This window comes from Sphingobium amiense (assembly GCF_003967075.1).
Taxonomy (GTDB): Bacteria; Pseudomonadota; Alphaproteobacteria; order Sphingomonadales; family Sphingomonadaceae; genus Sphingobium; species Sphingobium amiense.
This window is the reverse complement of record NZ_AP018665.1, coordinates 56678-73056: the sequence shown is the minus strand read 5'-3', so window position 1 is coordinate 73056 and position 16379 is coordinate 56678. Positions and strand designations below refer to the sequence as shown.

The following is a 16379-nucleotide window of genomic DNA, read 5'->3' as shown; positions in this document are numbered from 1 at the left end:
CGGTCGCCTACATCCAAAACCAATAGCCGAGTGCGACTGCCGCTACGGCATACGCCACGAGATAGGCAATCTTTCCCGACCGCGTGACATTCCCTTGCTCATCTGTCGCAGGTTCAATGAAGGGGATTTCCTCATAGACGACCCCAACCACCGGTCCGCCACTCAGATTCTTCGTCTGATTATACGTGTCGATATCAAACCGAGCATGCTGGCCCATGAGATCCTCCAAAGTCACCATGAATATACCGGCGAAACAGATTCAGGACAACCTCGCACAATTGAGACAATACCGTGATCAAAAGTGCGGCCTTAAAGCGGGGCAGCCCTGTAAATCAGGACCTCGACCTGTCGGGCAACCTGGCATTTATGTTCTCGTGGCTCCTCGTTTCAGCGTTAGGGCTGCTGCCGTTGTTCGACGAAACGCTCTCACGTGATCCCACACCTTCCGCGTCGGCACTGATCGTCTTTTTCGTCGCCGTTGGATCGGCCGCCGTGCTCAGGCGGCACTACAGCTGGGTCGGCGTCGTAATGCACGTCTTCAGCCAGATTTTCATGTGGCTGTCCGTGTTCTGCGTTTCGCTCGCGGGTGTCCTTTATACGACCGGATAGAGCGGGGCACAGGTCTTGAAACCCCGGAAACCGAAACACATTTTTCGGTTCGTGGGCCGGGCTTGTCGCGCTGAACGACAGGTCGGCGCACCGGGCGTGCTCGGTGTTGCGGTTCGCTATAAGCCTCTCGCTGCGCCCGCGCGATCTGTCGTCTTAATCGATGGAGAGAGCTATGGATTCATTGTTCAATCGGACGATGCCTTCGCAGCGCAGGGCAAGCCCCATCGACCGGGGCTTCGATGCCGGCCTGCGAAACCACATGATCGGCATCTATCGCAACATGGCGCTTGGTCTTGCCCTTACTGGTCTGGTCGCGTTTGGCGTCGCGTCCACGCCGGCCTTGTACGAGCCCATATTCGGCACGCCGCTAAAGTGGGTGGCGATCTTTGCGCCTCTGGCCTTCGTACTTCTGCTATCGTTCGGCCTACATCAGATGTCGGCCGCCATGGCCCGGACAGCCTATTTCGTCTTCGCCGGCGTCATGGGCATCTCGATGGCCAGCATCTTCCTAATGTTCACGGGTGAGAGCATTGCACTCGCCTTCTTTACGGCCGCGGCGGTGTTCGCGGCGATGAGCCTCTGGGGCTATACCACCGGCGCTGACCTGTCGCGTTGGGCCCCGATCGTGATGGTGGGTCTGCTCGCTGTCGTGGCGGCCAGCATCGTCAATCTGTTTCTGGGATCCTCGACGCTGCAGATGCTGTTCTCGATCGCGGGCATCGTGGTGTTCACCGGCCTGACGGCCTGGGATACGCAGCGTCTCAGGAACGAGTATTATGCCTATGCCGGGCAGGAAGAGGCAAGCAAACTCGCCATCGTTGGCGCACTCTCGCTCTATCTCAACCTGATCAACCTGTTCCAGTTGCTGCTGACCTTCATGGGTCAGCGGCGCGAGTAAAGGAGGACGGCACATGCACGATACCTCGCTCTGGCGCGGCGTTCCGCTGGTGGCGCAAAACTGGAAATGGATGATGGTTCGCGGTGTCCTGGCTCTGGCGCTGGGCATAGCGGCGCTGCTCTTCCCTGCGGGCGCACTCTTTGCCTTCACGATGCTGTTTGCCGCTTTTGCTGGCGTCGACGGCATCGCCTCACTGATTGCCGGGATACAGGGCGCCGCGCACAAGGAGGACCGGTGGATCGCCTTGGTCCTGCGCGGCGTGCTCGGACTTGTAGCAGCCGGCCTCTTCGTAGCCTTGCCGCTGGAATTCACCGTCAGCTACGCGTTGGCGACACTGGTTCTGGTTGCTGCCTGGGCGATAGCGGTCGGCTTGCTCGAGATCGTCGCGGCGGTTCGGCTGCGCAAGGAAATCCGCGGGGAAGTGCTCCTCGCCCTTTCCGGCACGATCACCGTCGGGCTAGGCGTCGCGATACTGGTCCTGCTTTATCTGCAGCCGATCGCCTCGATCCTGTCCGTCGCATGGCTTATCGGCGCCTGGGCCTTGCTCGGGGGCGGGCTGTTGATCAGCCTTGCCTGGCGGCTGCGGGCTTCGCGACAGGGCCACAAGGGACCTGATCCAGAGGCGGTGGCGGCGTAAAAGGAAGCGTGCGGCGACCCAAGTCGAAACTTGGGTTCGCCGCATCGATCCCGTGGGTGGCGCCGCAGGCGCGTTAGACCATCGCGGCTTCGATATAGAGAGCGGCATCCCTCACCGTCACGATCTTCTCGGCATCATCGTCCGGTATCTGGACATCGAAGCCTTCCTCGATCGCCATGACAAGCTCGACGACATCCAGACTGTCCGCACCCAAATCCTCCATGAAGCGGGATTCCGGCCTCACCTTGTCGGGATCGACACCCAGTTGCTGGGCAACCAGGTTTGCAACGCGCGTATCAGTATCAGTCATGTCTTTGCCCGCGGGCCATGCTGGCGGATGCCGCATGGCATTCTCTGTCCCTCTCTAGACGAAAGAGCCCCCAAACGTCACGCAGAGTCGCGGAAACTGGGGGGCTTCGAGAGGGCAAGCCACTCGCAAAGCCAAGGCCCGTTCTTCAGAGATTTGCGTCAGCATGTAGCGATGAGGGCACCGTCGGCATCGCGGCGGCAACTGTGACCCAGAACGATCAATTTCCCGTCGCGACGCGCGGTTGGTCCAGTGCCGGCGAAGCGATGTTGGCTTGGCCGGTCCCGATCAGATCGGCCGTCGGCATGCGATTATCGAGCACGAACGCCTGGATAATGGGCCATCGCGGACCGAACCACGCCTCGCCGTTTTCGATACCAATTGCGGCATCGCCTTTCAGGGTCGCCGAGCAGATGAAGGTTTCGGGCGGCAGGAACTCGCGCTCCATCGTGGAGAAGAAAGCGCGCACGGCGGGCATGGTCGGTTCGCGCGCATTACCGGCGACGACGATCCCGAGCCGATTGGTGCGCAGGCGCACGAGTGTGCCCACAGGATAAATGCCGATGCTGGAGATGAAGGCATCGAGCACGTGGGGATCGAAATGGCCCTCCCATTCGAGCATTTTCGCCAAGGCATCGGACGGCGTCCAGGGATCCTTGTAGGGGCGCCGGGAGGTTACCGCATCATAGACGTCGCACACCGCGCCCATGCGTGCATGAAGCGAGAGTTGCTCCGCGGTCAGACCGAACGGGTAGCCGGTGCCGTCGACGCGTTCGTGATGGTGCAGGCAGACATCGAGGGCGATGGGTGAGATGCCCTCGGTCATCAGCAGAAGCTCGTGCCCTTTTTGCGGATGCGCGCGGATGATCTCGAATTCGTCATTGTTCAGCGAGCCCGGCTTGTCGAGGACGGTGCCCGGAACGGACATCTTATACCGGAAGCTCATTATTCGGTTCGGATGCCCCCAGACGGGCTGGTGGGCAGCTATGTTCAAGCTGCAGCGCCAGGGGGATCGGCGGTGAAAAAGTGCTGGATCACCTCCCGCGCCAGGCGGGCGGGACGCAGGGTGGCCGCATCGATGCAGCACCAGCTCGACTTCACTTCGGCGAGCACCTCTTCGCCTCGGCGGATCACCGTATCGTAGAAGGCGCGGGCGCCCTGAACCTTTTCCAGCAGGACCGCGGCGATGACGCGGTCGTCGAGAAAGGTCGGACGCCGATAGGTGATCTCATGCTTGAGCGCGACCCAGAGATGGGCCGCGACGGCCTCCCTGGGTGCGAGCGAGCGCCAGTGATCGAGTACGGCATCCTGTACCCATTTGAGGTAGCTGGCATTGTTGACGTGACCCATGAAGTCGATGTCGGAGGGATCGATGCCTATCTCGAAAGCGTGGAGAATCGCGGTGGTCATGGTTCTTGTCATAGCACAAGCAGGCTGGAAGGCCGTTCCCTTATCGAGACGTTGGTGATCAAGCGTCGGCGGCGTGAAGTTCGACGCGCGGCCCGGCATTGCGGACGGAGAGATCGATGGCATCCTCGAACTGCACGAAATTCTCGGCGAACAGGCGCGCGAGCTTGGCCGCGGTTGCGTCATAGGCAGCCTTGTCCGCCCATGTTTCGCGCGGGTCGAGGATGGTGTCGTCGACATCGGGCGCGGCGACGGGAACCTGAAACCGAAAGATCGGGTCGATCCGGCAGGTGACGCCGTCGAGATTGCCATCGAGCGCGGCATTGAGAAGAGCGCGGGTCACCTTGATCGGCATGCGTTTGCCGGTGCCGTAGCTCCCGCCGGTCCAGCCCGTGTTGACGAGCCAGCATTTGACGTCACCTCGCGCGATGCGATCCTTGAGCAGATTGCCGTAGACGGACGGATGACGCGGCATGAACGGCGCGCCGAAGCAGGTGGAAAAGGTTGCGGTCGGTTCGGTCACGCCGATCTCGGTGCCTGCCACGCGCGCGGTGTAGCCCGAGAGGAAATGATACATGGCCTGCTCGGGCGTCAGCCGCGCAATTGAAGGCAGGACGCCGTAGGCATCGGCCGTCAGGAAGATGATGTTGCGGGGTACAGGCCCGAGATTGTCGGCCGACGCGTTGGGAATGAATTCGATCGGATAGGAGGCCCGGCTGTTTTCGGCGAGACTGTCATCATCCAGGTCGATGATCCGCGTTTCAGGATCGATCACCACATTTTCGAGGATCGTGCCGAAGCGGCGCGTAGTGGCGTAGATCTCGGGCTCCGCCTCGGCCGACAGACGGATCACCTTAGCATAGCAGCCGCCCTCGAAGTTGAAGATGGCGCTGTCCGACCAGCCATGCTCGTCGTCGCCGATCAGCGTGCGGCTCGCATCTGCCGACAAGGTCGTCTTGCCGGTCCCCGAAAGGCCGAAGAAGACGGCGGTGTCACCCTTGGGGCCAATGTTGGCCGAGCAATGCATCGGCATCACGCCTTTCTCGGGCAGCAAGTAATTGAGGAGACTGAAGACGGACTTCTTCATCTCGCCGGCATAGGCCGTACCGCCGATCAGAATGAGCTTCTGCGCGAAATTGACCGCGATCACGGTTTCGCTGCGGCAGCCATGGCGTTCAGGATCGGCCCGGAAGCTCGGCAGGTCGATGATCGTATATTCAGGCACGAACGTCGCGAGCTCATCGGTGCTGGGACGAACCAGCAGGGTCCGAACAAAGAGACTGTGCCAGGCGAGCTCGGTGTAGACCCGTACCGCAATGCGATGCTCGCTCTGCGAGCCCCCGAAGAGATCCTGAAGAAAGACGGTGTCCTTGGCGCCCAGCGCGCCCAGGAAGTCTTGCTTGAGCGCCGCGAAATGCTCGGGCGACATGGGAACATTGGTCTTGCCCCACCAGATCGCCGCCTCGGTCTCGCCATCCTGGACGATGAACTTGTCCTGCGCGGAACGGCCGGTGTGCTTGCCCGTTGCGACAACGAAGGCTCCGTCGCGCGAAAGCACGCCCTCTCCCCGGCGCGGCGCCTGCTCGATCAGGGGCGCGGTGCCCAGATTGCGATGCAGCGTGCTGGAAGCTCGAGGCGCGAAAGCGATGGGAAAAACTTGGGAGGCCAATTGTCGATCCTTAAGAGTCTGGTTTAGCAAGCCTTATCACACATGATCTGTGATTGGATAAGATTGCAATTTGATGTTTCATACGTCATGAGGGCGCATGATCACTTCGCAACAAATGCGTGCGGCTCGCGCCCTTCTCGGGATTGACCAGCGCCAACTCGCCCAGCTCGCGCAGCTTTCGCTGCCGACCATCCAGCGCATGGAAGCCTCGGAGGGGCAGGTTCGCGGCGTGGTCGACACCTTGGTAAAAGTGATCGGCGCGCTTGAAAGCGCCGGCATTGAACTGCTCGGCGAGAACGCGCCGAGCAGCGGGGTGGGACGCGGCGTGCGCCTGCGCGAGACGAAGTCCGGTCGCTCCGCCGGCACCGTGCCGTCGCTGTTGTACGACCAGGAAGAGGCCGGCGCGACGCCGCCGCAGTGAACCAAGGGATGATGATGAGCAGTTCGGACGACTATGTGTATGATGAAGCATCCGGCGAATGGATCAGCCCGCAGGATGCGAAGGCCCGCGCGGTAGACCCGGGCGATGCGGTCGAAGTGCGCGATGCCGTAGGCAATGTTCTTGCCGATGGCGACAGCGTCACCTTGATCAAGGACCTTACCGTCAAGGGCGCCAACCAAACGCTCAAGCGCGGCACGCTCATCAAGTCCATTCGCCTGACCGGCGACGCCCAGGAAATCGATTGCCGCTACGAGGGCATCAAGGGCCTCGTTTTGCGCGCCGAATTCGTCCGTAAGCGCTGAGCCTGCCTGGCGCTAAGAAAGAGGAACCCTGTTGGAAGTCATCTCGATCGTCTTGCTTTTGCTGCTCGCGGTGATCCTGAGCGGCATACTGTCCCGAATGCTGCCCTTGCCCTTGCCCCGGCCGTTGTTTCAGATTGGACTTGGAGCGCTCATCGGGTTGGCCGCGGACTGGCGGGTCACGCTCGACCCGCAGATATTCCGGTGCTCCGGATGATCCTTGTCGATCTCCTGGAGGGCGAGAGCTATACGGTTGAGGAGGCTTCCAACGCCGCCTAGGCTCTTGAGGTCCTGCAGGCGCTGCCCTCGATCCGGATCGTCGTCACCGATATCCAGATGCCCGGATCGATGGATGGCTTGCGCCTGGCGCGCTATATTCGCGATGCCTATCCTCCCATCGCTCTTATCGTTTCCTCAGGCGCCGTTCGGCCTGAGCAAGGCGCGTTGCCCAACGATGCTGTCTTTGTCTCGAAGCCGGTCGACCATCGCGAATTGCTCCGCGTGATCGAAGACCCCCTCTCGGCCGCCTGAAAAGGCAGCCGCGAAGCGGCGAGCCTCCATCGGGTCGCCTTAGAAAAGCGCCAGAGCGGTCGCGAGGATGAGGGATCCTGCGACAATGGCGCCCGCGATCCACCGCCCGGCCGCGGCGATCTCCGTGCCCCCACGCTGCAGAGGGATGAACTGATCGCGCTCCAGCCGCTCGATGATCAGCCTCAGCAGCCGCGGGCCATCCTGCCCGATCCTTGTGATCTCGAGCAGCAGACCTTGGAGTACCGGGGTCCAGGCAGCGGGATCGAGCCGCGAGGCAACGATGCGCCCGGCAGCCTGCCGCAGGGCAAGGGTCAGGTCGAAGCCGGGGGCGATGTTGGCGAGCACGCCATCGAGCGTCACCAGTGCCTTGAAGATAAGCAGCAGGTCGGGCAGGACGGTCAGCCGCTCCTGCCGCATGAGCGCGAAAAAATCGTTGACCAGGGTGGCGAGCACCAGGCGCATGCCGCCATGGCGGGCGACAAGCTGTTCGGCCGCCAGAAGGAGCCGCTCGCGAGGCGGGCTCTCACCGGCGGACCATAGGGCGAGCGTCTCCGCCAAGGCCTGCGGATCTCCGATATTGATAGCCTGGACGAAGCGCAAAAGCTCTTCCCGGCGCCGGGGGCTGACATGGCCAATCAGGCCTAGATCCAGCAAGGCGAGGCGGTTTCCGGGCAAGCACAGGAGATTGCCGGGGTGGGGATCGGCATGGAACCGCCCGGTGAGAAGGACCATGTCGAGCACGACCTGGGCGCCGAGCGATGCGATCGCGTGGGGATCGATGTCCGCCTGGACGAGGGCCTCTGCCGAGCGCGGCGCGACCCCTTCGATATAGTCCATGGCGAGCAGCGTTTCCGAGGTCCATTCCCAGTGGATCCGGGGAATGACGACCTGCGCGTTGCCGGCGAGATCGGCGCGCAAGCGGTCGGCATTGCGGGCCTCGTTGGTGAAGTCGAGTTCCTCCAGGATTGCGGAAGCGAGCTGTTGGACGAGCGCGGTGGGCGCAAAGCGCCGGATTTCCGCACTGGCCCGCTCGAGTACCGCCGCGAACTCGGCGATGAGGCGCAGATCCGCTTCCATGCGGGGACGGATGCCGGGCCGCCGGACCTTGAGGACGATGGCGCGACCATCGTGCAGGTGGGCGCGGTGGACCTGCGCCATCGAAGCGGCGGCAAGCGGCTCGGGATCGAACGCGGCGAACGCCTTGCCGACAGGTTCTCCCAAAGCCTCCTCGATGGTGGGCCGCACCATTTCGAACGGGAGGGTCGCCGCCTGGCTGTGAAGCCGCTCCAATTCGGTGATCCAGTCGGGAGGAAGAAGATCGCTGCGCGTGGCGAGAATTTGCCCGAGCTTGACGAAGGTGGGACCCAATTCCTCCAGCGCCAGCCGTGTGCGTGCGGGCAGCGCCGCTGCCTCGCCCGAAAGGGCATCCTTTCCGCCCAGGCCGAGCCGGTCGATCGCCGTGTCGAGGCCATAGCGCGCCAGGACCCCGGTGACCTCGGCAAGGCGGTCCCGATCTCGGGCCGCTACCATCAAGCTTTTCAACATGGCCCCAGAGATAGGGGCTGCGCACCGGAAACGAAGGGGCGACGTTTTCGCGAGGGTCGCGGTGCGCCGGCAGGAACGTAGGAAGCAAGGGCGTGTTTCGTGAGAGCCATCCCGCGCGTCGTGCAGGGCTGCGCCTTGCTACGCGAAGGATCCTGATGGAGATCGCCATTCATGCCCAGCTCGACTATCGGTTCGACCGGCCGACAGACGTCCTCCTGCAGCTCGAAGCCGCGGCGATCCCCGAGCAATCGATCGAGGAAGCGCACATCGACCTGTCGGAGACGGATCATTTCGCGCGTGTCGCCGCGCACGATATGATCGGGGAGCGGATCTGGGTGCGCGTCGGCAGCGAACTGCGCGTCGACTACCATGCGACGGTTTCGATCAACCGAATCCTCGACGATTGCCTGGCGCTGCCAGCGATCCCGCCCCACCAGTTGCCGGGCGAAACCGCACAATATCTGATGCCCTCGCGCTATTGTCCGTCCGACCAGTTCCAGTCCTTCGTCTGCGCTGAATTCGATAGTCTGGAGGGCGGCCAGAAAGTCATTGCCATGCGCGATTGGGTCCATGGCCACTTCAGCTATGTGCCGGGCGCCAGTACGTCGGACACAACCGCCGCCGACACCTTCATTCGCCGGCAGGGCATCTGCCGCGACTATGCCCATGTTCTGATCACCCTGGTGCGGGCCGCGGGGATCCCGGCGCGTATCGCCAGCGTCTATGCGCTCGGCGTCGAGCCCCAGGATTTTCATGCGGTGGCAGAGGTGTTCCTGGGCGGCGAATGGCATCTGGTCGATGCAACCGGCATGGCGCAGGAAGCCGCAATTGCCAAGATCGGCGTGGGCCGGGATGCAGCCGACGTCGCGTTCCTCACCGCTTATGGCCGCGCCGTCCTGAACAGCCAGACCGTCGAAGTCGCCGCCGCGTCCTGACCGCCCGGCAAGGCCAATTCTGCGCGGAAAGGGCGCCCTTCACCGATCCTTTACACAGCTGGCGCAGACAGGGCCGTACGGGGGGCGACATGTGAACCATGCGGCCGGCAAGAGCGATGAAAGACAGTTTCCGCGTGAGGCGATTGCGGCCACGGCCGTCTGCCGAACATTCCGCAGCAAGATCGCCGGGCACGTCTCCAACCTGTCGCGGGGCGGCTGCTGCCTGGTGACCAGGGGCCAGCGGGTCGCTCCCGCACAAATGGTAACCCTTCGCCTGGAAGGCCTGGAGGGTATTCCCGCGACAGTACGCTGGGTCGCCGGCGACGAGGCGGGATTATCCTTCGACTGGCCGCTCTACGAACCGCTACGCGATCATATCGTAGCGCTGCGCGGCACGGTTTCGGCGGAAGAAAAGCCGGCATGAAGACATTTCTGTTCCTGGCCGCGATCGTCGGCGCGGGCTATGCCGGAATGGCGGGGACCGGTTCGAGCGCGGAAACGCTGCGGGCGCGCTGGCTCTCCTTCCACGAAAGCTCAGTCCGCTTGCTCCCCTGACGATGGCCGCCCGTCCCGCGGCGTCTCGCCACAATGCGAGGCGAGGAAAGTCTGCAGGAGGGGTCGCTCGATATCTGGTCAGTGAAGCGTCTCTTTGGCAGGCAGGCCGGAGAGGAGGCGCCACATTTCCTGAAGCGCCATCCAGCAGGCCGCGGCATGGCCCGCGCTCACCGGGCGAAGCAGCAGCAGCGGCGGCACGGTCTTCAGCCTGAGCGAGCGCGAGCAGAGCCTTGGCAGCATGGTACTGCCCAAGATCGGTATCGACATGTTCGTTCTTCATCGCGGTGTTCCCCGCCCCGGGCGGCTGCGGCCCGGACGAGAGAAATTTTATTACGCTGTCGAATGCTACGGTAAAGCGCTATAGCGGTGCATGGCCCAGGAAGATCTCGACGCTTTGGCCACGGTGGTCCAGGACCTCAGGCGCGATCTCATCCGGCTGCAGGGCGCCTTCGCCCGCGATGCGCTCCTGTCGGGCCGCCATAGTCCCGATAGCCTTGGCGATCTTGTTGAGGAATGCGGCCATCTGGTCCCGGGCTATGAGGGATTCATGACGGAAGGGTTCGTGGAGGCGATCCGCAACTGCGGCATCGAGGGGGCACCGTTCACGGTCATTTCGGGCGGCAAGGACGGCTGAAAGGGGCCCGTCCCCTCAAAGAACGGTCAGGGGTTATCGGCGAAGCGGCGAGCGCTCCGCAAGGTCGTTGCGAATGGTGGTCGCTGCGACTCCCCCTTCGCCCATTGCATGGCTGATCTGGTCGAGCCCCAGGACGACGTCGCCGGCCGCATAGAGGCCCGGCACGCTGGTGCGCTGGTGGCTGTCCACCACCAGGCAGCCATCGTCCGTTGCCTTGGCGCCGAGATCGACCGCCAGCTCAGAATGGATCGTCGATCCAAGCGCAGGATAGAGGCTCGCGAAAGTCTGCGTGCCGGCGGGCGTCGCGACCTCGATGGCGTTCTCCCCGATCGCGAAGCTGGCGCAGGGCCCGTCCACGACGGCGATTCCGGCATCGCGCAGCGCCATTCTCTGCTCGTCGGACAGATCATGCGCGCCGGCCGGAGCGATCAGAGACAGGTCGCGGGAATAGCTGCGCAGGAAGATCGCCTCCTTCACCCCGCGCTCGCCAGTCCCCAGAACGCAGACGCGCTGATCGGTCACTTCAAAGCCGTCGCAGATCGGACAGTAACGCAGCAATCCCTGCTCGAGCGCCCGGGCGTGCATCGCCTCATCCATTGGGGGCCGATGGTTCGAAACGCCAGTGGCCAGCAGCACGGTCCGGCTCCTGAACGCGTTCGTTTCGCCATGGGCCACGAAATCGTCTCCGGCCCGCTCCAGCCGCGCGATCGAGGTCTGGGCGAGCGTCGCGCCATAGCGAAGAGCCTGCTCGCGCATGCGAGCAAGGAGGTCCGCCCCGGCAATACCCTCGGGAAAGCCGGCGTGATTACGGGTGAGGGGGATGAGGCCGGCCCGGCTGGCGCCGGCGTCGGCGATCACGACCCGCAAATGGAAGCGGGCGAGATAGATCGCCGCCGTGAGGCCCGCGGGCCCACCTCCGATCACCAGACAATCCAGATCATCAGGTGCTGCGCGGCTGCGGCGCAAGGTCTCAGGATCGGGCATTGTGGCCAGCAGACTGCATGCAAATACCCCTGGGGAGGTTAACGCCCGATCATGTACGGGCGATCCGCGTGCCCGCTATAGGAGAATGGGTCGCGCAGGCCAACCATTCGTCCACGGACCAGACCGGTCGCGGCGGCCAAGGCTCGCAAGTTCTTGCACCCGCGCCGCGCATGTACGAAGATATAAGCCACCGGAAATAACGGACGGAGTTGGTGCGGAACGAATGAGCGTGCTTCAGCGAAACAATGTGACCGTCTCTGGCAGCGGCCGTCGCACAATTGTATTTGCCCATGGCTTCGGGTGCGACCAACAGGCCTGGAAGGACGTCATTCCCGCCTTTTCGACCGAGTACCGGACGGTCGCCTTCGATCATGTCGGCGCGGGCCAGTCGGACCTTTCCGGCTTCGATCCAGAAAAATATAGCAGCCTGCACGGTTAGAAGCGCGACATTCTGGAGGTTCTGGACGCACTCGACCTTTCCGACGTCATCTTTGCGGGTCATTCGGTCGCGGGGATGATGGGTATGCTTGCCGCGATCGAGCAGCCGGATCGCTTCGCCTCCCTCATCATGGTGTGTCCCTCGCCCTGCTATGTCGACGAGCCCGGCTACAAGGGCGGATTTTCGCGCCAGGACCTGGATGAACTGCTTGAGGTGATCGACAGCAACTTTCTCGAATGGGCGCGTGACGGATCCCGCGCCATCATGGGCAATCCCGACAGGCCCGAGCTCGGTTCTGATCTGGGCGAGAGTTTCTGCCGCACCGATCCCAGCATCGCGGCCCATTTCCCGCGCGTGACGTTTCTTTCGGACCACCGCTCCGATTTACCAAAATGCGAAACCCGGACCCTCGTCCTCCAAACGATGAGCGATATGGTCGCCCCCGAAGAGGTCGGGCAGTATGTGGCGGCGCGAATGCCCAATGCGCAGCTACATATCATGGCGGCTACCGGCCATTGTCCGCACATGAGCGCGCCGGCCGAGACCATCGAGGCGATGCGCCAGTTTCTGGATAGCTGAGGCGCCCCTAGTGTCCGAGCCGCCACCCGACGATCAGCCTCCCGAAGAAACGCTCGACGATCTCTACGATCATGCCCCGTGCGGTTATGTGACGCTCGACAGCCGGCTGCGCGTTGTCAGGATCAACGCGACGCTATTGTCATGGCTGGGAGTCGGCAAAGCCGATGTGGTCGGTCGGAAAATCCAGGATGTGCTGACGCCGGCCGGTCGGATTTTTTTCCGAGACCCATGTGTCGCCGCTTCTTCACAGGGAGGGCGTCGTCCGGCAGGTCGCCATTGATCTGAGATGCGCTGAAGGCCGGCGCTTGCCGGTCCTGACGGAATGGCGGCGAGTGGATGTGGAGGGCCGACCTGTCGGTACGCGGGTCATGCTCGTCGATGCGACCGATCGCAGATCCTATGAGCGGGATCTGGTCGCGGCGCGCGAACGAGCCGAGGAGAGCACCCGAGCGCTCAAGATCAGCGAGGCACGGCTGCGCGATCTTAACGAGACCTTGGAGGCCCGCGTCGCCGAACGAACCGCGGCGCTCAACCAGGCCCATGAACAGCTGCGCCATGCCCAGAAGCTCGAAGCGATGGGAACGCTGACCGGGGGCGTTGCGCACGACTTCAACAATTTGCTGACGCCCATCATCGGCGGCCTGGACATGCTTGAGCGGCGGGGGATTGGCGATGACCGCGCCAAGCCCACGATTGCCGGAGCGCTCGCCTCCGCGGAACGGGCAAAAACGCTGGTGCAGAGGCTGCTCGCTTTTGCCCGGAGGCAGCCGCTCAAGCCGGTCGCCGTCGACGTCGCAGCTTTGGTCCAGGGCATGGCCGACCTCATCGAAACCACCGCAGGCCCGCAGATTGAGGTCCGCCTCGACGTGGATGAAACCACGCCCCGCGCGTTGGCGGATGCGAACCAGCTCGAGATGGCGCTGCTGAACCTCGCAGTCAACGCGCGTGACGCAATGCCAGGCGGCGGCACCTTGACCCTCGGCGTGACCTTCGAGGCGAACGCGCGGGGTGAGGCAGGAGCGCCGCGCGTGCGGCTCTCGGTCGCCGACACCGGTACCGGGATGGATGAGGAGACCCTCGCGCGCGCAATCGAGCCCTTCTTCTCGACCAAGGGCGTTGGCAAAGGCACGGGGCTCGGCTTGTCGATGGTCCATGGCCTGGCGGCCCAGCTCGGCGGACACATGGGCATCAAAAGCCAGCCGGGGTCGGGCACCTGCATCGACTTGTGGCTGCCGCTTGCGCCGCAAGAGCCTTGCACGGCGCCGGTATCGAACACCCAAGCACCCGAGCGACGGGAGATCGGAATGGTCTTGCTCGTCGACGACGAAGACCTGATCCGCACGATAACCGCCGATATGCTCACCGAAATGGGCTATCGCGTGATCGAGGCCAATTGCGGCGCGGCCGCGCTGCGGTTGGTGGACGAGGGTCTCACGCCAGATCTTCTGATGACCGATCATCTGATGCCCGGCATGACGGGGACCGAACTGGCGCGGGCGCTTCGCGCGCGTCAGCCGATGCCGGTGCTCATCATCTCGGGCTACGCCGATTCAGACAGCATCGACCCCGATCTCGCGCGCCTGACCAAATCCTTCCGGCAAGGCGATTTGACGCAGGCCCTGGCGCGGATCGGCATCGGACCCTGAAAGCGGCCCTGCCGCGCTCAAGCATACCAAGGACTCTGGAAGTTGGGCACAGCCTCACCCATGGGGTGGTTCATTGTAGAAGTCGACCTGCATCCGCACGTTGCCCAGCGGCGTGACAAAATGCTCCTGCTCGGGTTTCACGACGCCCACGACACGCGGTTCGAGAACGATTTCGGATCGCGGCTCGACATAGGTGAGACACAGGGCGCCTTCCAGGACGCGGATGACGCCCCAAACCCCCGCCTTGGTTCGATGATTGCCGCGCAGTCCGGAGGGGATTGTGTCCTGATCGAACACTGGCGTTGAACGATAGGGTTCGGGCATCATGTCGTCCGCTTGTGGCTCGAGAAGAGCCTGTGGCTGTGGCGCACCGGGAACCATGGCGCTTGGAAAGCCTAATCCACGGCGAGGCCCGGTGCGAGAGGGGAAGGGCGCGGACCCGGCCAGATCGGCTATGCCGCAACCTGCTCGGCGAGCGGCATCACATACCATTGTCCGGCAACGGTCTTCAGCAAGAGCATGGGCCGGCCGCCGTCCACCTGCTGGAAGCGGTAGCGATCGTGATCGCCGTTGGTTTTCACCCACGCGCGCGCCCATTCGGTCGCTTTGAACTCGCTTTGGAATTCATCGCTCTCAGCGACCCGCTGGCTATGGTCGTCGTCGCGAAACAGCTGATAACGCATGGAATGTCTCCTTTCATTGGATGGTGAATGAAGTGGCGACGTCGTCAGGATTTCCCGGGCGTTCGCCTTTTGCCGGCATCCTGGCGCTGCGCGGCCTGATCGAGCGCGCGGATCACCCGGTCGAGCATGGCGGCATTGCTGGCCGCCTTGGGCAGTTCGCGTACCGCAAATCGATGCAGGCGATCGAGATCCTTGCGCGGCACCACGATTTCGATGGATTTTTGCCCGAGATGCTCAGGAGCGACGCCCTGCGCGGCCCGACCGGACGCAAGAAAATGATCCAGGAAGCGCTTGCGATCAGCGAAGGTCCAGCCCAGCGCCTCCAGGTCCTCGGGACCAACCGTCAGCAACGCAATCGCGAACTCCATGATATCGTCGAAGGGCAAGGTGAGGCGGACACCCTTGCCCCGGCCCTTGAGCCTATGGATCAGCGCCTGTTTCATCGTATCGAGAGTATCCCGTCGACCGCGCTCCATTCGGTGGGTCGGATCAGCTGCTCATGGGCGATCCGCACGGAATGCAGGGCGGCGGTGATCTCGCGCCGCCAATGGTCCAGGAAGTCGAACAACACTGGAAAGTCGGGCGCGAGATCATATTCCTGCCAGACAAAGAGCTGCAGGAGTGACGGCGCGTCAGGGCGGTAATAGTGAATTTCCGCCGTTGTCATGCCGTAGCCCTGCAGCTGCGCCAGAAAACCGCGGTCGCTCATTGCAAGCTGGTTTGACCTGAATCCCCCTCGTCCAGCGTGCGCATGGCCGCGAGCACTTCGTCGATCGGCACGGCGCGTTTGGCACCGCGCGGCTTTCGCAGCGCTGGCTTGTCGCGCACGGCCGATCTGTCCGATGCCCACGACGCCAGGATGGCGCGTTTGACCTCGGGCTCCAGATCAGGATGGTGCGCGACGTCGAAGGGATGAAGAAAACGGGAAAATGGTTGCGACATAGTCAGCCTCCTTTCCTGTCGCTCCTGTCTTTCGTGGCGGACATCCTCATCCGCACCCTCCAGATTTTGGTACGATGCGGAGTCGCGTCAAGACGTTTTTTCATCTCTAAGCCATTGAGATCGACGCGATTGGCACTCCGTTCCATTGAGTGCCAAAAAATTTTCATGAGGGTCTTGAAGGGGCAAATTGAGCTTCTTAGTTCCCGGGAACCTGTCGTTCCGATGAACGGCGGGGATCATCATTCTTGTTTTGCAACCGGAGGCTTTGCCCATGCATTTCCGCCCTTTGCACGACCGTGTGCTTGTTCGCCGCATCGAAGCCGAGGAGAAGACCTCGGGCGGCATCATCATCCCCGACACCGCCAAGGAAAAACCGCAGGAGGGTGAAGTCCTCGCGGTCGGTCCAGGCACTCGCGACGAAAACGGAAAGCTCACCGACACCACGGTGAAGACCGGCGACCGGGTGCTGTTCGGCAAGTGGTCGGGCAGCGAGGTTCGCATCGATGGCGAGGATCTGCTCATCATGAAGGAGAGCGACATCCTCGGCATCATCGAGCCCGTCGCCGAGCTCAAGCAGGCGGCCTGACGGGCCGCCCCGTCCCTCGAAATCAGGAAGGACAAAGGAAAGGAGTTAGGCA

Annotated in this window: 26 protein-coding genes and 2 pseudogenes; 15 read left to right on the top strand and 13 right to left on the bottom strand. The window is 63.0% G+C overall.

The genetic code is table 11. The features are described 5' to 3' along the window. Positions 1–7 precede the first annotated feature (7 nt). Positions 8–217, bottom strand: a complete 210-nt coding sequence (locus tag SAMIE_RS20655) for a hypothetical protein (protein WP_066701781.1) — start codon at positions 215–217, stop codon at positions 8–10. A gap of 74 nt (positions 218–291) precedes the next feature. Between SAMIE_RS20655 and SAMIE_RS20650 the strand changes: the two genes are divergently transcribed. From SAMIE_RS20650 to SAMIE_RS20640, 3 genes are all read left to right on the top strand, one after another. After that, the gene (locus SAMIE_RS20650) at positions 292–609 is read left to right on the top strand and encodes a hypothetical protein (RefSeq protein WP_232037463.1); all 318 of its coding nucleotides are present in this window, start codon (positions 292–294) and stop codon (positions 607–609) included. Positions 610–805: 196 nt separating this feature from the next. After that, positions 806–1507, top strand: coding sequence for a Bax inhibitor-1/YccA family protein (locus SAMIE_RS20645; RefSeq protein ID WP_066701784.1), 702 nt, complete (start codon positions 806–808; stop codon positions 1505–1507). Positions 1508–1520: 13 nt separating this feature from the next. Then, positions 1521–2144 (top strand): HdeD family acid-resistance protein, encoded by a 624-nt coding sequence (locus tag SAMIE_RS20640; protein ID WP_066701749.1) that lies wholly within the window; start codon positions 1521–1523, stop codon positions 2142–2144. 73 nt (positions 2145–2217) lie between these two features. On the opposite strand, the gene acpP is transcribed toward SAMIE_RS20640, so the two are convergent. The 4 genes from acpP to SAMIE_RS20620 all read right to left on the bottom strand — a co-directional run bounded on the left by acpP (position 2218) and on the right by SAMIE_RS20620 (position 5527). Continuing rightward, positions 2218–2454, bottom strand: coding sequence for an acyl carrier protein (gene acpP, locus SAMIE_RS20635; protein ID WP_066701786.1), 237 nt, complete (start codon positions 2452–2454; stop codon positions 2218–2220). A 217-nt stretch (positions 2455–2671) separates the two neighbouring features. Next, positions 2672–3379, bottom strand: coding sequence for an HD-GYP domain-containing protein (locus SAMIE_RS20630; protein WP_305851985.1), 708 nt, complete (start codon positions 3377–3379; stop codon positions 2672–2674). A gap of 62 nt (positions 3380–3441) precedes the next feature. Continuing rightward, complete coding sequence (locus SAMIE_RS20625) at positions 3442–3861, bottom strand: acyl-CoA thioesterase (RefSeq protein WP_048938211.1); 420 nt, start codon at positions 3859–3861, stop codon at positions 3442–3444. A gap of 58 nt (positions 3862–3919) precedes the next feature. Further along, complete coding sequence (locus tag SAMIE_RS20620; RefSeq protein WP_048938212.1) at positions 3920–5527, bottom strand: phosphoenolpyruvate carboxykinase; 1608 nt, start codon at positions 5525–5527, stop codon at positions 3920–3922. Positions 5528–5624: 97 nt separating this feature from the next. Here SAMIE_RS20620 and SAMIE_RS20615 point away from each other — a divergent pair, with 97 nt between their 5' ends. The 4 genes and pseudogenes from SAMIE_RS20615 to SAMIE_RS23860 all read left to right on the top strand — a co-directional run bounded on the left by SAMIE_RS20615 (position 5625) and on the right by SAMIE_RS23860 (position 6799). Next, positions 5625–5948 carry a helix-turn-helix domain-containing protein gene (locus SAMIE_RS20615; protein WP_008829942.1) on the top strand — a complete coding sequence of 108 codons (324 nt, stop codon included), beginning with the start codon at positions 5625–5627 and terminating at the stop codon, positions 5946–5948. A 14-nt stretch (positions 5949–5962) separates the two neighbouring features. Further along, entirely contained in the window at positions 5963–6271 is a 309-nt protein-coding gene (locus SAMIE_RS20610) for an alkylphosphonate utilization protein (RefSeq protein WP_011950649.1), read from the top strand. Between the two features lie 31 nt (positions 6272–6302). Further along, a pseudogene (locus SAMIE_RS20605) lies at positions 6303–6470 on the top strand (Na+/H+ antiporter); the annotation flags it as partial. A gap of 89 nt (positions 6471–6559) precedes the next feature. Beyond that, on the top strand, positions 6560–6799 hold the full coding sequence (locus SAMIE_RS23860; RefSeq protein ID WP_305851986.1) for a response regulator: 240 nt from the start codon (positions 6560–6562) through the stop codon (positions 6797–6799). 39 nt (positions 6800–6838) lie between these two features. Here SAMIE_RS23860 and SAMIE_RS20595 read toward each other — a convergent pair whose 3' ends face one another. Then, on the bottom strand, positions 6839–8344 hold the full coding sequence (locus SAMIE_RS20595) for an ABC1 kinase family protein (protein ID WP_066701752.1): 1506 nt from the start codon (positions 8342–8344) through the stop codon (positions 6839–6841). Between the two features lie 155 nt (positions 8345–8499). Here SAMIE_RS20595 and SAMIE_RS20590 point away from each other — a divergent pair, with 155 nt between their 5' ends. The 3 genes from SAMIE_RS20590 (at position 8500) to SAMIE_RS24010 (ending at position 9834) form a co-directional block, all read left to right on the top strand. Further along, the gene (locus SAMIE_RS20590; RefSeq protein WP_066701754.1) at positions 8500–9279 is read left to right on the top strand and encodes a transglutaminase-like domain-containing protein; all 780 of its coding nucleotides are present in this window, start codon (positions 8500–8502) and stop codon (positions 9277–9279) included. Between the two features lie 91 nt (positions 9280–9370). Continuing rightward, positions 9371–9703 carry a PilZ domain-containing protein gene (locus SAMIE_RS20585; protein WP_066701755.1) on the top strand — a complete coding sequence of 111 codons (333 nt, stop codon included), beginning with the start codon at positions 9371–9373 and terminating at the stop codon, positions 9701–9703. Then, entirely contained in the window at positions 9700–9834 is a 135-nt protein-coding gene (locus SAMIE_RS24010; RefSeq protein ID WP_267886517.1) for a hypothetical protein, read from the top strand. Before SAMIE_RS20585 ends, SAMIE_RS24010 begins: the two co-directional genes overlap by 4 nt. A 78-nt stretch (positions 9835–9912) precedes the next feature. Here the strand turns inward: SAMIE_RS24010 and SAMIE_RS20580 are convergent, their stop codons facing one another. Then, positions 9913–10101, bottom strand: a complete 189-nt coding sequence (locus SAMIE_RS20580) for a hypothetical protein (protein ID WP_066701756.1) — start codon at positions 10099–10101, stop codon at positions 9913–9915. A 103-nt stretch (positions 10102–10204) separates the two neighbouring features. On the opposite strand from SAMIE_RS20580, the gene SAMIE_RS20575 reads away from it, so the two are divergent. Then, positions 10205–10468 carry a hypothetical protein gene (locus SAMIE_RS20575; RefSeq protein WP_066701758.1) on the top strand — a complete coding sequence of 88 codons (264 nt, stop codon included), beginning with the start codon at positions 10205–10207 and terminating at the stop codon, positions 10466–10468. Between the two features lie 33 nt (positions 10469–10501). Here SAMIE_RS20575 and SAMIE_RS20570 read toward each other — a convergent pair whose 3' ends face one another. Then, positions 10502–11452 (bottom strand): NAD(P)/FAD-dependent oxidoreductase, encoded by a 951-nt coding sequence (locus tag SAMIE_RS20570; protein WP_066701760.1) that lies wholly within the window; start codon positions 11450–11452, stop codon positions 10502–10504. A gap of 223 nt (positions 11453–11675) precedes the next feature. Here SAMIE_RS20570 and SAMIE_RS20565 point away from each other — a divergent pair. The 3 genes and pseudogenes from SAMIE_RS20565 (at position 11676) to SAMIE_RS20560 (ending at position 14116) form a co-directional block, all read left to right on the top strand. Continuing rightward, positions 11676–12470: pseudogene (locus SAMIE_RS20565) on the top strand (alpha/beta fold hydrolase). Between the two features lie 10 nt (positions 12471–12480). Continuing rightward, the gene (locus tag SAMIE_RS24175; protein ID WP_169800216.1) at positions 12481–12750 is read left to right on the top strand and encodes a PAS domain-containing protein; all 270 of its coding nucleotides are present in this window, start codon (positions 12481–12483) and stop codon (positions 12748–12750) included. Positions 12751–12838: 88 nt separating this feature from the next. Continuing rightward, positions 12839–14116 (top strand): ATP-binding protein, encoded by a 1278-nt coding sequence (locus SAMIE_RS20560; RefSeq protein WP_066701762.1) that lies wholly within the window; start codon positions 12839–12841, stop codon positions 14114–14116. A 54-nt stretch (positions 14117–14170) separates the two neighbouring features. Here the strand turns inward: SAMIE_RS20560 and SAMIE_RS20555 are convergent, their stop codons facing one another. The 5 genes from SAMIE_RS20555 to SAMIE_RS20535 all read right to left on the bottom strand — a co-directional run bounded on the left by SAMIE_RS20555 (position 14171) and on the right by SAMIE_RS20535 (position 15741). Next, positions 14171–14443 (bottom strand): DUF1971 domain-containing protein, encoded by a 273-nt coding sequence (locus tag SAMIE_RS20555; RefSeq protein WP_397587088.1) that lies wholly within the window; start codon positions 14441–14443, stop codon positions 14171–14173. Positions 14444–14568: 125 nt separating this feature from the next. Further along, positions 14569–14799, bottom strand: a complete 231-nt coding sequence (locus tag SAMIE_RS20550; protein WP_036528742.1) for a hypothetical protein — start codon at positions 14797–14799, stop codon at positions 14569–14571. Between the two features lie 44 nt (positions 14800–14843). After that, the gene (locus tag SAMIE_RS20545; RefSeq protein WP_008829927.1) at positions 14844–15242 is read right to left on the bottom strand and encodes a hypothetical protein; all 399 of its coding nucleotides are present in this window, start codon (positions 15240–15242) and stop codon (positions 14844–14846) included. Then, positions 15239–15508 (bottom strand): usg protein, encoded by a 270-nt coding sequence (locus SAMIE_RS20540; RefSeq protein ID WP_008829926.1) that lies wholly within the window; start codon positions 15506–15508, stop codon positions 15239–15241. The genes SAMIE_RS20545 and SAMIE_RS20540 overlap by 4 nt, the downstream gene beginning before the upstream one ends. Next, positions 15505–15741: a hypothetical protein gene (locus tag SAMIE_RS20535; protein ID WP_008829925.1), complete on the bottom strand. Its 237-nt coding sequence runs from the start codon at positions 15739–15741 to the stop codon at positions 15505–15507. Before SAMIE_RS20535 ends, SAMIE_RS20540 begins: the two co-directional genes overlap by 4 nt. 271 nt (positions 15742–16012) lie before the next feature. On the opposite strand from SAMIE_RS20535, the gene groES reads away from it, so the two are divergent. Beyond that, positions 16013–16327, top strand: coding sequence for a co-chaperone GroES (groES, locus tag SAMIE_RS20530; protein WP_008829924.1), 315 nt, complete (start codon positions 16013–16015; stop codon positions 16325–16327). Positions 16328–16379 lie beyond the last annotated feature (52 nt).

Excerpts from the sequence above, each read along its gene's own strand:
- SAMIE_RS20655 (WP_066701781.1), bottom strand. The coding sequence starts at position 217 with ATGGGCCAGCATGCTCGGTTTGATATCGACACGTATAATCAGACGAAG.
- SAMIE_RS20645 (WP_066701784.1), top strand. The coding sequence starts at position 806 with ATGCCTTCGCAGCGCAGGGCAAGCCCCATCGACCGGGGCTTCGATGCC.
- SAMIE_RS20640 (WP_066701749.1), top strand. The coding sequence starts at position 1,521 with ATGCACGATACCTCGCTCTGGCGCGGCGTTCCGCTGGTGGCGCAAAAC.
- acpP (WP_066701786.1), bottom strand. The coding sequence starts at position 2,454 with ATGACTGATACTGATACGCGCGTTGCAAACCTGGTTGCCCAGCAACTG.
- SAMIE_RS20630 (WP_305851985.1), bottom strand. The coding sequence starts at position 3,379 with ATGTCCGTTCCGGGCACCGTCCTCGACAAGCCGGGCTCGCTGAACAAT.
- SAMIE_RS20625 (WP_048938211.1), bottom strand. The coding sequence starts at position 3,861 with ATGACCACCGCGATTCTCCACGCTTTCGAGATAGGCATCGATCCCTCC.
- SAMIE_RS20615 (WP_008829942.1), top strand. The coding sequence starts at position 5,625 with ATGATCACTTCGCAACAAATGCGTGCGGCTCGCGCCCTTCTCGGGATT.
- SAMIE_RS20610 (WP_011950649.1), top strand. The coding sequence starts at position 5,963 with ATGAGCAGTTCGGACGACTATGTGTATGATGAAGCATCCGGCGAATGG.
- SAMIE_RS20595 (WP_066701752.1), bottom strand. The coding sequence starts at position 8,344 with ATGTTGAAAAGCTTGATGGTAGCGGCCCGAGATCGGGACCGCCTTGCC.
- SAMIE_RS20590 (WP_066701754.1), top strand. The coding sequence starts at position 8,500 with ATGGAGATCGCCATTCATGCCCAGCTCGACTATCGGTTCGACCGGCCG.
- SAMIE_RS24010 (WP_267886517.1), top strand. The coding sequence starts at position 9,700 with ATGAAGACATTTCTGTTCCTGGCCGCGATCGTCGGCGCGGGCTATGCC.
- SAMIE_RS20580 (WP_066701756.1), bottom strand. The coding sequence starts at position 10,101 with ATGTCGATACCGATCTTGGGCAGTACCATGCTGCCAAGGCTCTGCTCG.
- SAMIE_RS20575 (WP_066701758.1), top strand. The coding sequence starts at position 10,205 with ATGGCCCAGGAAGATCTCGACGCTTTGGCCACGGTGGTCCAGGACCTC.
- SAMIE_RS20570 (WP_066701760.1), bottom strand. The coding sequence starts at position 11,452 with ATGCCCGATCCTGAGACCTTGCGCCGCAGCCGCGCAGCACCTGATGAT.
- SAMIE_RS20560 (WP_066701762.1), top strand. The coding sequence starts at position 12,839 with ATGCTCGTCGATGCGACCGATCGCAGATCCTATGAGCGGGATCTGGTC.
- SAMIE_RS20555 (WP_397587088.1), bottom strand. The coding sequence starts at position 14,443 with ATGATGCCCGAACCCTATCGTTCAACGCCAGTGTTCGATCAGGACACA.
- SAMIE_RS20550 (WP_036528742.1), bottom strand. The coding sequence starts at position 14,799 with ATGCGTTATCAGCTGTTTCGCGACGACGACCATAGCCAGCGGGTCGCT.
- SAMIE_RS20545 (WP_008829927.1), bottom strand. The coding sequence starts at position 15,242 with ATGAAACAGGCGCTGATCCATAGGCTCAAGGGCCGGGGCAAGGGTGTC.
- SAMIE_RS20540 (WP_008829926.1), bottom strand. The coding sequence starts at position 15,508 with ATGAGCGACCGCGGTTTTCTGGCGCAGCTGCAGGGCTACGGCATGACA.
- SAMIE_RS20535 (WP_008829925.1), bottom strand. The coding sequence starts at position 15,741 with ATGTCGCAACCATTTTCCCGTTTTCTTCATCCCTTCGACGTCGCGCAC.
- groES (WP_008829924.1), top strand. The coding sequence starts at position 16,013 with ATGCATTTCCGCCCTTTGCACGACCGTGTGCTTGTTCGCCGCATCGAA.